Origin of the sequence: Microbacterium sp. W4I20, assembly GCF_030816505.1 — a bacterium.
Classification (GTDB): Bacteria; Actinomycetota; Actinomycetes; order Actinomycetales; family Microbacteriaceae; genus Microbacterium.
Genome location: NZ_JAUSYB010000001.1, coordinates 2915003 through 2928535, shown reverse-complemented (window position 1 = coordinate 2928535; position 13533 = coordinate 2915003). Strand labels below are relative to the sequence as shown.

The following is a 13533-nucleotide window of genomic DNA, read 5'->3' as shown; positions in this document are numbered from 1 at the left end:
GGCTCAGGCGGGCTTTGCCGCCAGCGGTGCGATCGTGCGAGCGGCTCGCAGCACCGCGGTCACGCTCGCCGTCAGCACGGATCGGTCTCTGCCCGACACCCAGCGTGCGCCCGTCTCGTCGAGGAACTCGAGGAGTGTGAGTGCCTCGCTGTCGTTCCCGCGCGCGATCGATGCCTGATGCAGCGAGACGATCTCGACGTCGATGCCGCGCTCGCGCAGCAGGGCAGTGACCGCCTCCACCGGACCGACATCCTCGTACGTGCCGCTGTGTTCGTCGCCATCGACGCGGATGCTGACGCTCGTGCGCGCGATGCCGTCGCAGCTCTCGGTCTGCAGTGTCAGCAGCTCCGCGCCGCCCTCGCCGCCGACTGCCGCATACTCGTGCTCGAACAGCTCGAGCAACTGGGCGGCATCGAGCTCGAGCCCCGTGCTGTCGGCGCGTTCCTGGACGCGACGGGCGAAGTCGATCTGCAGGCGCCGCGGCAGCTCGATCCCGTACTCGGCTTCGAGGAGGTAGGCGATGCCACCCTTCCCCGACTGGGAGTTGACGCGGATGACGGCGTCGTAGCTGCGGCCGAGGTCGGCGGGGTCGATGGGCAGGTAGGGCACCCGCCATTCGATCTCACTCTCCGGCCTGCCCTCCGTACGTGCCCGGGCGCGATGCTCGGCGAATCCCTTCTTGATGGCGTCCTGGTGCGTCCCGCTGTAGGCGGTGTGGACGAGGTCTCCGACATACGGGTGCCGCGGGTGCACCTCGAGCCTGTTGCTGTACTCCACGGTGCGGCGGATCTCGTCGATGTCGGAGAAGTCGATCATCGGATCGATTCCCTGGGCGTGCAGATTCAGGGCCAGCGTGACCAGATCGACGTTCCCGGTGCGCTCGCCGTTGCCGAAGAGGCAGCCTTCCACGCGCTGCGCCCCGGCGAGAACGGCCAGTTCCGCGCAGGCGATGCCCGTACCGCGGTCGTTGTGCGGGTGGACCGACAGGATCACGCCGTCACGGCGGGCAAGGTTCCGATGCATGTACTCGATCTGATCGGCGTACACGTTCGGCGTCGCGATCTCGACCGTCGCCGGCAGGTTCAGGATCACCGGGCGCTCGGGCGTCGCGTCCCACAGCCCGGTCATGGCGTCGCAGACCTCGAGCACGTAGTCGGGTTCGGTGAGGTTGAAGACCTCGGGTGAGAACTCGAAGCGCACGTTCGGCAGATGCCCGGCGAGCTCGAGCACGTCGCGGCCGCCGCTGAGGATCAGCTCGGTCAGTGCGGCGCGGTCCCGCCCTAGGACCACGTCGCGCCACGTCGGCGCTGTGGCGGTGTACATGTGGATGACGACCTCGTTGCGGATGCCGCGCACCGAGGCGACCGTGCGTTCGATGAGGTCGCGGCGTGCGGGGGTGAACACGACGATGGTGACGTCTTCGGGCGCGATCTCGGTCTCGGCGATCAGCCGCACGAAGTCGTAGTCGGTTTGCGAGGCCGAGGGATAGCCGACCTCGATCTCCTTGTAGCCCATGCGCACCATCAGCTCGAAGAAGCGGCGCTTTCGCGCAGGGTCCATCGGCTCGCTCAGGGCCTGATTTCCGTCACGCAGATCCACCGGCACCCACAGCGGTGCCGCGGTGAACCGGTGTGACGGCCAGTCGCGGTCGGTGAGCGGCACCTCGACCCGCGAGTACACGTCTCGGTAGCGATGCGACGGCATCGAGGAGTGGCGTTGGCGGTTCCACATCGGCGCACCGTCGGGGAGCATTCCGGTCGACGTGGTGAAGCGGGAGACTACGGGGTCGTTCATGGGTGGGATTCCTCATCAATCGTTCTCAGTGAGACGACCGGCGCGCAGAGCGGCTCCACGACGGGGAGCCGGTCTGATCAGGCCCCGCCGTGGCAGCGAAGGAGGAGGAACGCGTGAAGCATGGGGCAACGGTAACACAACTCCTCAGACAAGTAGAGAAGTTGCAGCTATAAGGGATGATGGCGGGATGACATCGTTGCGACGCGAACCTCTTGCCGAGCAGGCAGCCGAGGCATTGCTCGCGCGCATCCGCGGAGGCGAGTGGGCGCTCGGGCAGAAGCTCCCGGGCGAGACGACGCTCGCCCCGCAGCTCGGCGTCGGCCGCTCCACGATCCGCGAGGCGATCCGACAGCTCGCCGGGCGTGGCGTGCTCGCGAGCCGTCAGGGCTCGGGCGTGTTCGTCATCGCCCTCGAGCCGCCGGAGGACTGGGGCGACGTGCTTCGGCGCGCGGACATCGCGTCGGTGATCGAGGCGCGCGTCGCGGTCGAGGTGGAGGCCTCAGCACTCGCTGCCGAACGCCGCACGCCGGCGGAGATGCGGGCGATCACGCGGGCCGCCGAGCAACGGCGAGTGCGGCGATCCAGCATCGAGGAGCACGTCGACGCCGACATCGCGTTCCACCGCAGCGTCGTCACCGCCGCGCACAACCCCGTGCTCACCGAACTGTTCGACAGCTTCACCCCGCTGAGCAGGCAGGCGATGATCGCGATGCTTCGCCTTCACTCCGATTACGGCAGCGACGACGATCAGCGCGTTCACGATCGGATCGTCGATGCCATCGCCGACCGCGACACGGAATCGGCCGCGAGGCTCGCGCGGGAACACCTGCTCACGCTGAAATCCGGCCTTCTCTGACCGGATTTCAGCGAGAGCGGTCGGACCTCACGCGGGCTTTGCCGCCAGCGGGTCGAGGCTCGCGAGCTCGTCGTCGGTGAACGGAGCACCGTCGAGGGCACGGAGCGTGTCCTCGAGCTGCGCCACGCTCGAGGCGCCGATGAGCGCGCTCGTGACGGCGGGGTCGCGCAGCACCCACTGAATCGCGAGCTGCGCCAGCGACTGACCGCGCGATGCGGCGATGTCGTTCAGAGCCCGCGCCCGGTCGAGGTACTCCTCGGTGATGTTCGACTCGGACATCCACCGGCCGGTCGCCGCGCGGGAGTCGCTCGGGATGCCCTTCAGGTAGCGGTCCGTGAGCAGCCCCTGGTCGAGCGGGGAGAACGCGATCGCGCCGACGCCGAGCTCGGTCAGGGTGTCGAGCAGCCCCTCCTCCTCGATGCGCCGGTCGAACATGTTGTAGCGCGGCTGGTGGATGGTCAGCGGCACCCCCTCGGCACGCAGGGCAGCCGACGCCGCCTGGGTCTCCTCCGGTGTGTAGTAGTTCGAGATGCCGACGTAGAGCGCCTTGCCCTGGCGCACGGCCGTCGCGAGAGCGCCCATGGTCTCCTCGATCGGAGTCTCCGGGTCGGGACGGTGCGAGTAGTAGATGTCGACGTAGTCGAGACCGAGCCGCTGCAGCGACTGGTCCAGCGACGCGATCATCGTCTTGCGCGAACCCCACTCGCCGAACGGGCCGTCCCACATCTGGTAGCCGGCCTTCGTGGAGATGACCAGCTCATCGCGGTACGGCCGGAAGTCGAGCTGGTGGATGCGCCCGTAGTTGCGCTCCGCGCTGCCCGCCGGCGGGCCGTAGTTGTTCGCCAGATCGAAGTGGAACACGCCCAGGTCGAACGCGCGGCGCAGGATCTCCCGCTGCGTCTCGAGCGTGCGGTCCTCGCCGAAGTTGTTCCACAGCCCGAGCGAGACGCGCGGCAGGATCAGCCCGCTCCGTCCGGAACGCGCAGTCTGGATGGTGTCGTACCGGGTGGGCTCAGCAATGTACGTCATTGTTCTGCTTTCTCAGAGAGGGGTACGGGTACAACTATTCCAGCCTCAGCGCTTGGCGAGGGCATCCGCCATCCGATCGACGGCCTGCTCGATGACCGGCCGCGGGGTCGCGAACACGAAGCGGAGGAATCCGACACCGGCCAGCCCGGTGGCCGACCCGTCGGTGAGCGCGACGCCCGCGTTCTCGCGGAAGAAGTCGGCGGGCTGAGGGCCGAGTTCGAGCGCGCGGGCATCCAGCCAGCCGATGTACGTGCCCTCGGGCTGACGGTAGGCGATCTCGGGGATCCGCGCGGCGAGCGCCTCCCCGAGGAACCGGCGGTTGCCGTCGAGGTACTGCACGACGTCGGCGAGCCAGGCGCGGTCGTCGCGGTAGGCGGCGGTGTTCGCGATGACGCCGAGGTTGCTCGCACCGTGCGACGCCATCATCCCGATCGGCTCCCACACCGCCCGGTCGGCCTCATTGGTCAGGATGATCTGCGCCGTCTTCAGCCCCGGGAGGTTCCACGCCTTCGATGCGGAGGTCGCGGTGACGGTGTGCGCGGCCGCGGCATCCGAGATCGAGGCGTACGGAACGTGCACGCCGGGCGCGTACACGAGCGGCGCATGGATCTCGTCGGAGAACACGCGGCCGCCGTGGCGTTCGACGACCTCGCTCACGGAGAGCAACTCGTCGCGCTCGAACACCCGGCCGACCGGGTTGTAGGGGTTGCAGAGGATCAGCAGGCCCGCGCCGGCGCGGAACGCGGCGTCGATGCCCTCGAGGTCGAGCGAGTAGCGGCCGTCGGTCACGGTCATCGGCACCTGGATGACCTCGCGCCCGGCAGCCGGGGGCACCGAGAGGAACGGCATATACGACGGCGTCGGGACGATCACCGGGGAGCCGGGGCGCGAGAAGTGCTCCATCGCCAGCTCGAGCCCCTGGATCACGTCGGCGATCGGATGGACGTCGGATGCCGGCACGTTCCAGCCGTACATGTCGCGCAACCACTCGGCCGTCGCGGTCGACATGTCGTCCGCCAGCGCGGTCGGCAGGTAGCCGAAGACTCCCTGATCCACGGCCGTGTGCAGCGCGCGCGAGATTCCGGGTGCGACCCCGAAGTCCATCTCGGCGACGAACGCGCCCACCGCCTCGGGGAACATCGACCACTTGAGGCCGCCGATGCGACGAAGGTGCTCGACCTCGATGGCGTCGAAGTCTGAGGCGAGAGACATGGATGCTCCTGTCGTTGCGGGCGTGGGGATGCGCTCCTCCATCTTCGCCCGGATCTCAGACAGCGGGCTCGCCCGCGATCATCTCGGCGTAGCCCTCGACGTACGTCGGGTAGTCCAGGTACCCGAGGAGCGAGAGGAGCAGCGAGCCGTCATGCACGAGACCCGTCGCCGCGGCGGCAGGGTCGTCGGGCGGGGTCGGCAGCCCGAGCTCGCGGGCGATGTACTCGACGACCTCGCCCAGCGGGGCGGGCGCCTGGTCGACCGCGTGCACGAGGGAGGGCGGCTCCGGCATCCGCAGCAGGAGGTCGAGTGCGCGCACCAGATCCCCCTCGTGGATGCGGTTCGTGCGGCGGCGATGGTTGACGGGGTTGTGCTCGCGCACCTGCCGGAGGAGGAACTCCCGGCCCGGCCCGTAGATGCCCGCCGGACGCACGACGACCGCGCCGAACAGCTCGATGGCGGCGCGCTCCCCGTCGTACAGACCTCGGGAGCGATCGGATGCCGGCGCCGGAGCATCCTGCTCGGTGATCGGGCGATCGGACGCCGGGCTGTCGAAGACCCCGGTCGACGAGACGAACACGGTGCGCGCGGGGGCCGCGGGCAGGGCGTCCGCGAGATGCGTGAGAGCGATGCGGTATCCGTCGACGCCACCCGGCGGCGGGAGGGTCACGACCATCGCGTCGATTTCTGGAAGCGGCTCGTGGAGCGGGCGGGCCAGATCGGCCTGGATGCCGGTGACTCCCTCGGGCAGTTCGCCCTCACTGCGCCGCAACGCGAAGACCTCGCCGCCGTCCGCGAGCAGGCGCGGCGCGAGACGGGCTCCGAGCTTGCCGAAGCCGACGAGGAGCGTGCGGGCGGGGGGTGCCAGCGGGACGGAAGTGTTCACCGCTTCAATCTGTCACACGAGCGAAGCCGGAACTTCGCATAACAACACGAACTTCGCAGAGTTCCGTGCGGATCCCTGCGAAGTTCGTGTCGTTCTGCGGAGTTCGCCTCGCGATCAACCCCGCGCGATGCTCGTGAACCCGCGCAACCTCAGGCTGTTCCCCACCACGAAGACGCTCGACAGTGCCATCGCCGCGCCCGCGAGCATGGGGTTCAGCATCCCCAGCGCCGCGACCGGGATCGCCGCGACGTTGTAGGCGAAGGCCCAGAACAGGTTCGTCTTGATGGTGCTGAGCGTCTTGCGCGACAACCGGATCGCGTCGACCGCGCTCCGCAGATCCCCGCGGACGAGGGTGATGTCGGATGCTTCGATCGCGACATCCGCCCCGGTGCCCATCGCGAGGCCCAGGTCGGCCTGCGCGAGGGCGGGAGCGTCGTTGACGCCGTCGCCGACCATCGCGACGACCTTGCTCTCCTCCTGAAGGCGGCGGACGACGTCGACCTTGTCGGCGGGGAGCACCTCGGCGATGACCTCCTCGATCCCCACCTCCGCGGCGATCCGCCGCGCGACCGCCTCGTTGTCGCCCGTGAGCAGCACCGGGGTCAGACCGATCGCCTTGAGCTGCGCGATCGCCTCGGCGCTGGTCGCCTTGACCGTGTCGGCCACGATCAGGATGCCGCGGGCCTCGCCGTCCCAGCCGACCGCCACGACCGTCTTGCCCTCGCCCTCGGCATCCGCCTTCGCCTGGGCGACCTCGGGACTGAGCCGAATCGACCACTCGGCGAGCAGCGATTCACGGCCGACGAGCACCGCGTGACCGTCGACGACGCCCTGCACGCCCTTGCCCTCGAGGTTCGTGAAGCCCTCGACGGCCGGCCGCGCGCCGATCTCTTGCGTCGCGCCCTTGGCGATCGCCTGAGCGATGGGGTGTTCGGATGCATCCTCCAGAGCACCGGCCAGACGCAACAGCTCGGCACGAGCGGTGCCCGGCTCCACCACCACATCGACCAGCGTCATCCTGCCCGAGGTGACCGTGCCGGTCTTGTCGAGCACGACCGTGTCGACGGTGCGGGTGGATTCCAGCACCTCGGGTCCCTTGATCAGGATGCCGAGCTGCGCACCGCGGCCGGTGCCGACCAGCAGCGCCGTCGGGGTCGCGAGACCCAGCGCGCACGGGCACGCGATCACGAGCACCGCGACGGCCGCGGTGAACGCGGCGGCGACCGGGAAGCCCGCGCCCAACCAGCCCCCGAGCGCGGCGACCGCGATGACGATCACGATCGGCACGAAGACCCCGGAGATCCGGTCGGCGAGACGCTGCACCTCGGCCTTGCCGGTCTGGGCGTCTTCGACGAGCCGGGCCATCTGCGCCAGCTGCGTGTCGGATCCGATGCGCGTCGCGCGCACCACGATCCGGCCGCCGACGTTCGTGGTGGCGCCGGTGACAGAGTCGCCCGATGCGACCTCGACCGGCACCGACTCCCCCGTCAGCATCGAGGCGTCGACCGCCGACGTGCCCGACACCACGGTGCCGTCGGTCGCGATCTTCTCCCCCGGCCGCACGATGAACTCGTCGCCGACGCGCAGGTCCTCGACGGGGATCTTCCCCTCCACGGTCTTTCCATCAGCACCGTCGCGCACGACCGACACGTCTTTCGCCCCGAGTTCGAGCAATGCCCGCAGCGCGGCCCCCGCCTGCTTCTTCGAGCGCTTCTCGAAGTAGCGCCCGGCGAGGATGAACATCGTCACGCCCGCGCCGACCTCGAGGTAGATGTTCGCGGCGCCGTCGGACGGCGCGAGCGAGAACTCGAACGGATGCGTCATACCCGGGATACCGGCCGTGCCGAGGAACAGCGCGTACAGCGACCAGAGGAACGCAGCCGAGGTGCCCATCGAGATGAGCGTGTCCATCGTCGCCGCACCGTGCCGCAGGTTCATCCATGCCGCCCGGTGGAACGGCCATGCCGCCCACACGATCACGGGTGCGGCGAGCGCGAGCGACGCCCACTGCCAGTACGTGAACTGCAGCGCGGGGATCATCGCCATCGCGATGACCGGGATCGTCAGCACGATCGAGCCGATCAGACGGTGGCGCAGCGAGCGCAGCTCCGGGTCTCCCTCGCCGCCGCCCGCCTCGGGCTTCTGCCCCTTCGGTGCGGGCATCACCGCGGTGTAGCCCGTCTTCTCGACCTCGGCGATGAGCGCGGCCGGGTCGTACCCCTCCGGCACGATGACCTTGGCCTTCTCGGTCGCGTAGTTCACGGTCGCCGTGACCCCGTCGAGCTTGTTGAGCTTCTTCTCGATCCGCATCGCGCACGAGGCGCAGGTCATCCCGCCGATCTCCAGCTCCACACCGGATCCGACCACCGGGGGCACGGAGGTGGTCATGAGTGATCCCCGTGCTCTGCGTCGACCACGAACTCGGCCGTGTGCACCACGCCGTCGACCTGGAAGTCCTGGTACAACAGGTAGCGTCCGGCTGTCGGCGCCTCGGCGAAGAAGACGATCTCGGGCCCTGCGGTGTCGCCGGCTGCGGGTTCGTCGCCCTCGGCGTGCACGTGCAGGAAGGCGAGATCGCCCTCGCGCAGAGCCACGAGGTGTCCGAAGGCGCCGAGGTACGGCTCGAGCTCTGTGACGGGCTGGCCGTCTCGAGAGATCGTGATCGCCAGTTCGCTGGCGGAGCCGGTCACCACGTCACCTTCGAGCGAGACCGTGAAGCCGTCGACCTCGTCGATCTTGCTCGGCTGCGACTCGACCGGCGCGAAGGCACCGGCGACCTGGACGAGACGCGAAAGAGTGAGGTTCGCGGCATCCTCTCCGCCCGTCGTGAAGTCGGCGAACACCCGGTAGGTTCCGGCATCCGCCCACTGCCAGGGCACCGACCAGGTGCCGGTGGCGGTGTCGAGCACCGGGTGCACGTGCTCGAAACGGCTTCCGTCGGATCGCGCCACGATCAGGTGGAGGTCCTTGTCGTGCGCGGTCGTGTATGAGGTCACGGGCTCGCCGTCCGCATCCTGGATCTGGAAGCTCAGCTCCCCGGCTTCGCCGACAGTCGCCGGGGCGGTGATCGGAGAGAGCACGTATCCGTCGATGCTGATCGCAAGACCCTTCAACGCGCCGGCCAGTTCGGATGCCGAGGACGCCGACTCCGTCTCGTGTCCTTCTCCGTGCTCGTCCATGTCGCTCCCGTTCTCGGATGCTGCAACGATCTCGTCCGGCGCCACGGCTGCGGCGATGCCGAAGGCTCCGCCGAACGCCACCGCCAATCCCGCTCCGAAGAGCGCCAGCCGCGCGCCGGTCTTCATGACGCCCGGACCGCCGAGTAGCCCGCCTCTTCGACAGCGGCGAGGATCTGCGCGTCGTCGATGTCCGCGGCCGACGTCACGGAGAGCAGACCGCTCTGGGCGCTCACCCGGATGTCTTCGACTCCCGCGATCTGGCCGACCTCTTCGCGGACCGACATCTCGCAGTGTCCGCAGGTCATGCCCGTCACCTGGTACTCGTTCGTCGCCATGTCATCTCCTCGATCTTGAGATACCCCACCGGGGTATCTGAGACAACTGTATACCCCACCCTGGTATTCCCGAAACCCCTGTCCGCGGCGCGAGTATCGTGGCCCCGTGATCACTTGCGTCGTGACGTACACGGTCGACCCCGACAAGATCGAGGCGTTCGAGGAGTTCGCCCAAGCCTGGATGGAGCTCGTCACCCGGCACGGCGGCATGCATCACGGCTACTTCCTGCCGTCGGAGGGCAAGAGCGACGAAGCCCTCGCACTGTTCACCTTCCCCTCCTTCGCGGAGTACGAGATCTACCGAGAGCGCTTCGGCGTCGACCCGGAATTCGTCGCCGCCGATCGCATCCGCGACGAGAGCGGATGCGTCGTGCGCTATGAACGGACGTTCATGCGGCCGCTGCTGCCGGATACGGCGCTCTGACGACTGGCGTACGTCCGCGTGGACCGGCTGTCGGTGAGGCGACGGCGAGTCAGGCCCCGGCCGCGCGCGCGAAGCGCTCGGCCAGTCGGCGTGCCTCCGCGGCGAGCGCGGGGTCGTCGGCGACCGAGAAGTCGAGGTCGAGCATGCTCAGGTATCGCAGCAGGGCAGCGGGGTCGTCCGACCCGCTCTCAAGAACGCAGGACTCTTCATCGCGAGCCGTGACCACGCCCGCCGCTCGCGGCAGCCGCTCTGCGACCACGGCGGCCGGTGCGTGGATCACGACGCTGGCCCGGAATCCCCAGGGCGCGGAGGCGACCCCACGATCCACGTGATCCGCGGCACCTTCCGCGGGCAGCTCGCGAGGCGTGAACCGCCGACCCATCGGGATGCGCGGGGTCAGCCGGTCCACGCGGAACGTACGCCAGTCGTCGCGTTCGAGGTCGAAGGCGAGCAGGTACCAGCGCCCGGCGCGCAGTGCCAACCGGTAGGGCTCGACGATCCGCCGCGACGCCGTGTCCGAATGCGTGCGGTAGTCGAATCGCAGTTGCACAGCGTCGCGGCACGCCGAGGCGAGAGTGAGGAGGACATCGGGCTCGACCGCGGGTCCATGCGCGGGGACCGGGACGACCGTCGACTGCACTGTCGAGATGCGATGCCGGAGGTGCGAGGGAAGCACCTGGTACATCTTGGCCAAGGCGCGAAGAGAGGCCTCCTCGAGGTCGGCGATCGATCCGTCGGCGGCGGCGGTGCTGAGCCCGAGCGCCACGGCGATCGCCTCATCGTCGTCCAGAAGGAGAGGGGGCAGGGCGGCTCCGGCGCCGAGCTGATAACCGCCGGCGACCCCCGGGGTGCTCTGGATCGGGTAGCCGAGCTCACGGAGCCTCTCGACATCCGCCCGGATCGTGCGGGTCGAGACCTCCAGCCGCTCGGCCAGCGCGCGCCCCGGCCAGAAGGGACGGACCTGCAGGAGGGAGAGGATCTGGAGGAGTCGTTCCGATGTCTTCAACATGATCTCAGTGTCTTCTGGATTGCGGAAGCTAACGTTCCGCAATAGATTCTACCGTCGGATCATGACGAATGACACGCGCAGCATCCGCCCCTTCCGCATCGAGGTCTCCGACGAGGCGATCGCCGATCTCCACCAGAGGATCACGCTGACCCGCTGGCCTCGCGACCTCGGTGGTACAGGCTGGGATCGAGGCATCCCCACCAGCTATCTCCGCCCACTCGCCGAGTACTGGCGTGATCGATTCGACTGGCGGAAGCAGGAGGCTCACCTCAATGAGCTGCCGCACTACGTCACCGAGGTCGACGCCCAGCAGATCCATTTCGTGCATGTCCGCTCGGAGGTGCCGGGGGCCCGGCCTCTCCTCCTCCTGCACGGCTGGCCGAGCTCCTTCGTCGAGTTCGTCGACCTGATCGGACCGCTCACCGATCCGGTGGCCCACGGCGGGAAGGCAGAGGATGCCGTGCACGTCGTCATCCCCTCCCTCCCGGGCTACGGCTTCTCTCCTCTGGCGGATGCCGGATGGGGCGACCTGCTGCGCGTCGCCGGAGCGATGGCCGAGGTCATGGGTCGGCTCGGCTATGAGCGTTTCCTGGCGCACGGCACCGATGTCGGATCGGGGATCGTGGGGATGCTGCCGATGGTGGCACCGGGCCGGATCATCGCGACGCATGTGAACGGGCCCAGCCCGTTCCCGCTGGGGCCCGCGCTTCCCGTCGACGCGCTGCCCGAAGGAGAGCAGGCGCGCGCTGCCCGATTCAACACCTTCCGCGATGACGGCGCCGGCTACCTGCACATCCAGGCCACGCGGCCGCAGACGGTGGCCTACGGACTGAACGACTCCCCGGTGGCGCAGCTCGCGTGGATCGTCGAGAAGTTCCGCGAATGGACCGACCCGGCCGCTGCACTGCCGGAGGACGCCGTCGACATCGACCGCCTGCTGACCACCGTGAGCATCTTCTGGTTCACGCAGTCGGGCTGGTCCTCTGCGCACGCGCTGTATGAAGGGATGCAGGTGTATCGGCAGTTCGCGGCGATGGCGGATGCTGCCGCGAGCGGCGAGGGCGCCGAGCACGCGGGCGATGACGGATACGCAGAGGCTGACACCGCGGCCTCCGGCGGGTGGGAGGCTCCTCCGGCTCCGCCTGCGGCGGCCTCGATCTTCGCCGCCGATCTCTCCGTGCGAAGCGTGGTGGACCCGGCATCCGCTTTCGAATCCTGGACGGAGCACGACTCGGGCGGGCACTTCCCCGCGCTCGAGGTGCCCGAGATCCTCGTGGCGGACATGCGCCGCTTCTTCGACGGGCACCGCTGATCATGGCCGGTCCGATCCTCAGCGACCGCGCGCTGAACAGGGCGCTGCTCGCACGGCAGTCGCTCCTCGAGCGGGGGGACGCACTCGACGGTCGAGACGGTGCGGCACCTGGTCGGAATGCAGGGCCAGGCGCCGCTGGCGCCGTACGTCGGCCTGTGGTCCCGCCTTCGCGACTTCGCGCCCGACGACCTGTCGCGGGCGATCGAGGATCGGACCCTCGTGCGAACGACCCTCATGCGAGGAACCGTGCACCTGGTCACGGCGGACGACGCACTGCGCCTCCGCCCGCTCACGGAGCCGGCGATCATCCGAGGATTCTGCGGCGGCTTCCGCAGCATGATCACGGCAGAGCAGGAGGCGGAGGTGACTCGCTGGGGCCGTGAGCTGCTGGCCGAGCGGCCGCGCACCCGCGTGGAGCTTCGCGGGCTGTTCCGCGAGCGTTGGCCGGAGATCGATGCGGATGCCATGGCGTATGCGGTCAGCTACCTGCTGCCCACCGTGCAGCCGACACCGCGGGGCCTCTGGGGGGTGTCGCAGGGCGCAGCACAGCTCGCGCTTCTGGAGGAATGGGTGAGGAGCCCTCTCGATCCGGAACCCTCGGTCGACGCCGTCGTGCTCCGCTACCTGGCGGCATTCGGGCCGGGTTCGGTGAACGATGCGCAGGCCTGGTCGGGTCTTACCGGGCTTCGAGAAGTCTTCGACCGTCTCGCGCCGGAACTGATGACGTTCGCGTCGGAGAAGGGGCAGCTGCTGTATGACCTTCCCGACGCCCCGCGCCCCGCTGCCGATCATCCGGCCTCGCCGAGGCTCCTGCCCGAGTACGACAATGTGCTCCTGTCGCACCGCGACCGCGGCCGCATCATCGACTCCGCCCAGCGTGTGCCGCTGCCACCGGGAACGGGCGCGCGTTCCGGGACGTTCCTGAGTGATGGATACTTCCGCGGCACGTGGACCCTTGAGGGGGATGTGGTGCGCATCCGCCCCCACGGGGAGTTGGGTGACGACGCTCCCGCGCTCGTCGCGGAAGGCAGAAGCCTCGCCGCATTCCTCGGAGGCTCCGACGCGGAGATCGCGTCGGTCACCCGAAACTCCACGACGTCGCGAGCGTAGAGTTCTGTCATGCGGGCTCCCTCGAACGCTCTCCTCTGCCTCGCCGCCGACGGAGTCGGCACTGTATCGGCGGTTCTCGGCGGCCTGCTGACCTTCGCTCCGGAAACGGGCCGACGATGGCTCGGACTCACGGGCACCGGCGTGGCACGCACCCGAGTCCTCGGAGCGGCAGATCTCAGCCTCGGCATCGCGATCATCGCCACTCGATCGTCACGATCCAGGTGGCGTGCCGTCGCATGTCGAAGCCTGCTCCACCTCGTGTTCGCAGGCGAGTACGTGCGCGGCGATCATCGGCGCTCCGCCATGGCCATGTGCGTCTTGTTCGTGCTCGACGCCGGTATCGCCGTGGCACTCCGCAAGCAACCCCGGTGACGATGGAGGGAGCGC

General features: G+C 69.0%; 13 protein-coding genes. 5 read left to right on the top strand and 8 right to left on the bottom strand.

The genetic code is table 11. The features are described 5' to 3' along the window. Positions 1-3: 3 nt before the first annotated feature. A complete protein-coding gene (locus QFZ21_RS14285) occupies positions 4-1704 on the bottom strand; it encodes a 2-isopropylmalate synthase (protein WP_307381310.1) in 1701 nt (566 codons plus the stop codon). 277 nt (positions 1705-1981) lie between these two features. Between QFZ21_RS14285 and QFZ21_RS14280 the strand changes: the two genes are divergently transcribed. Further along, positions 1982-2650 (top strand): FadR/GntR family transcriptional regulator, encoded by a 669-nt coding sequence (locus tag QFZ21_RS14280; RefSeq protein ID WP_307378883.1) that lies wholly within the window; start codon positions 1982-1984, stop codon positions 2648-2650. Positions 2651-2677: 27 nt separating this feature from the next. Here the strand turns inward: QFZ21_RS14280 and QFZ21_RS14275 are convergent, their stop codons facing one another. The 6 genes from QFZ21_RS14275 to QFZ21_RS14250 all read right to left on the bottom strand — a co-directional run bounded on the left by QFZ21_RS14275 (position 2678) and on the right by QFZ21_RS14250 (position 9291). Next, entirely contained in the window at positions 2678-3679 is a 1002-nt protein-coding gene (locus tag QFZ21_RS14275; protein WP_307378881.1) for an aldo/keto reductase, read from the bottom strand. A 45-nt stretch (positions 3680-3724) separates the two neighbouring features. After that, positions 3725-4891: a MalY/PatB family protein gene (locus QFZ21_RS14270; RefSeq protein ID WP_307378879.1), complete on the bottom strand. Its 1167-nt coding sequence runs from the start codon at positions 4889-4891 to the stop codon at positions 3725-3727. Between the two features lie 55 nt (positions 4892-4946). Next, on the bottom strand, positions 4947-5777 hold the full coding sequence (locus tag QFZ21_RS14265) for a hypothetical protein (protein ID WP_307378877.1): 831 nt from the start codon (positions 5775-5777) through the stop codon (positions 4947-4949). Positions 5778-5891: 114 nt separating this feature from the next. After that, positions 5892-8165, bottom strand: coding sequence for a cation-translocating P-type ATPase (locus tag QFZ21_RS14260; protein WP_307378875.1), 2274 nt, complete (start codon positions 8163-8165; stop codon positions 5892-5894). Next, positions 8162-9082 (bottom strand): heavy-metal-associated domain-containing protein, encoded by a 921-nt coding sequence (locus QFZ21_RS14255; protein ID WP_307378874.1) that lies wholly within the window; start codon positions 9080-9082, stop codon positions 8162-8164. The genes QFZ21_RS14260 and QFZ21_RS14255 overlap by 4 nt, the downstream gene beginning before the upstream one ends. Beyond that, positions 9079-9291: a heavy-metal-associated domain-containing protein gene (locus tag QFZ21_RS14250; RefSeq protein ID WP_307378872.1), complete on the bottom strand. Its 213-nt coding sequence runs from the start codon at positions 9289-9291 to the stop codon at positions 9079-9081. Before QFZ21_RS14250 ends, QFZ21_RS14255 begins: the two co-directional genes overlap by 4 nt. 106 nt (positions 9292-9397) lie before the next feature. Between QFZ21_RS14250 and QFZ21_RS14245 the strand changes: the two genes are divergently transcribed. Then, complete coding sequence (locus tag QFZ21_RS14245) at positions 9398-9715, top strand: NIPSNAP family protein (protein ID WP_307378871.1); 318 nt, start codon at positions 9398-9400, stop codon at positions 9713-9715. Between the two features lie 49 nt (positions 9716-9764). Here QFZ21_RS14245 and QFZ21_RS14240 read toward each other — a convergent pair whose 3' ends face one another. Next, positions 9765-10724: a YafY family protein gene (locus QFZ21_RS14240; RefSeq protein ID WP_307378870.1), complete on the bottom strand. Its 960-nt coding sequence runs from the start codon at positions 10722-10724 to the stop codon at positions 9765-9767. A gap of 61 nt (positions 10725-10785) precedes the next feature. Between QFZ21_RS14240 and QFZ21_RS14235 the strand changes: the two genes are divergently transcribed. The 3 genes from QFZ21_RS14235 to QFZ21_RS14225 all read left to right on the top strand — a co-directional run bounded on the left by QFZ21_RS14235 (position 10786) and on the right by QFZ21_RS14225 (position 13518). Continuing rightward, positions 10786-12036: an epoxide hydrolase family protein gene (locus tag QFZ21_RS14235; protein ID WP_307378869.1), complete on the top strand. Its 1251-nt coding sequence runs from the start codon at positions 10786-10788 to the stop codon at positions 12034-12036. 99 nt (positions 12037-12135) lie between these two features. Next, a complete protein-coding gene (locus tag QFZ21_RS14230) occupies positions 12136-13146 on the top strand; it encodes a winged helix DNA-binding domain-containing protein (RefSeq protein ID WP_307378868.1) in 1011 nt (336 codons plus the stop codon). A gap of 9 nt (positions 13147-13155) precedes the next feature. Beyond that, positions 13156-13518, top strand: a complete 363-nt coding sequence (locus QFZ21_RS14225; RefSeq protein ID WP_307378866.1) for a hypothetical protein — start codon at positions 13156-13158, stop codon at positions 13516-13518. Positions 13519-13533: the final 15 nt, after the last annotated feature.

What these genes read in the sequence shown, in the direction of transcription:
- QFZ21_RS14260 (WP_307378875.1), bottom strand. Translation starts at nt 8,165, where the DNA reads ATGACCACCTCCGTGCCCCCGGTGGTCGGATCCGGTGTGGAGCTGGAG.
- QFZ21_RS14255 (WP_307378874.1), bottom strand. Translation starts at nt 9,082, where the DNA reads ATGAAGACCGGCGCGCGGCTGGCGCTCTTCGGAGCGGGATTGGCGGTG.
- QFZ21_RS14250 (WP_307378872.1), bottom strand. Translation starts at nt 9,291, where the DNA reads ATGGCGACGAACGAGTACCAGGTGACGGGCATGACCTGCGGACACTGC.
- QFZ21_RS14270 (WP_307378879.1), bottom strand. Translation starts at nt 4,891, where the DNA reads ATGTCTCTCGCCTCAGACTTCGACGCCATCGAGGTCGAGCACCTTCGT.
- QFZ21_RS14275 (WP_307378881.1), bottom strand. Translation starts at nt 3,679, where the DNA reads ATGACGTACATTGCTGAGCCCACCCGGTACGACACCATCCAGACTGCG.
- QFZ21_RS14280 (WP_307378883.1), top strand. Translation starts at nt 1,982, where the DNA reads ATGACATCGTTGCGACGCGAACCTCTTGCCGAGCAGGCAGCCGAGGCA.
- QFZ21_RS14285 (WP_307381310.1), bottom strand. Translation starts at nt 1,704, where the DNA reads ATGCCGTCGCATCGCTACCGAGACGTGTACTCGCGGGTCGAGGTGCCG.
- QFZ21_RS14225 (WP_307378866.1), top strand. Translation starts at nt 13,156, where the DNA reads ATGCGGGCTCCCTCGAACGCTCTCCTCTGCCTCGCCGCCGACGGAGTC.
- QFZ21_RS14240 (WP_307378870.1), bottom strand. Translation starts at nt 10,724, where the DNA reads ATGTTGAAGACATCGGAACGACTCCTCCAGATCCTCTCCCTCCTGCAG.
- QFZ21_RS14235 (WP_307378869.1), top strand. Translation starts at nt 10,786, where the DNA reads ATGACGAATGACACGCGCAGCATCCGCCCCTTCCGCATCGAGGTCTCC.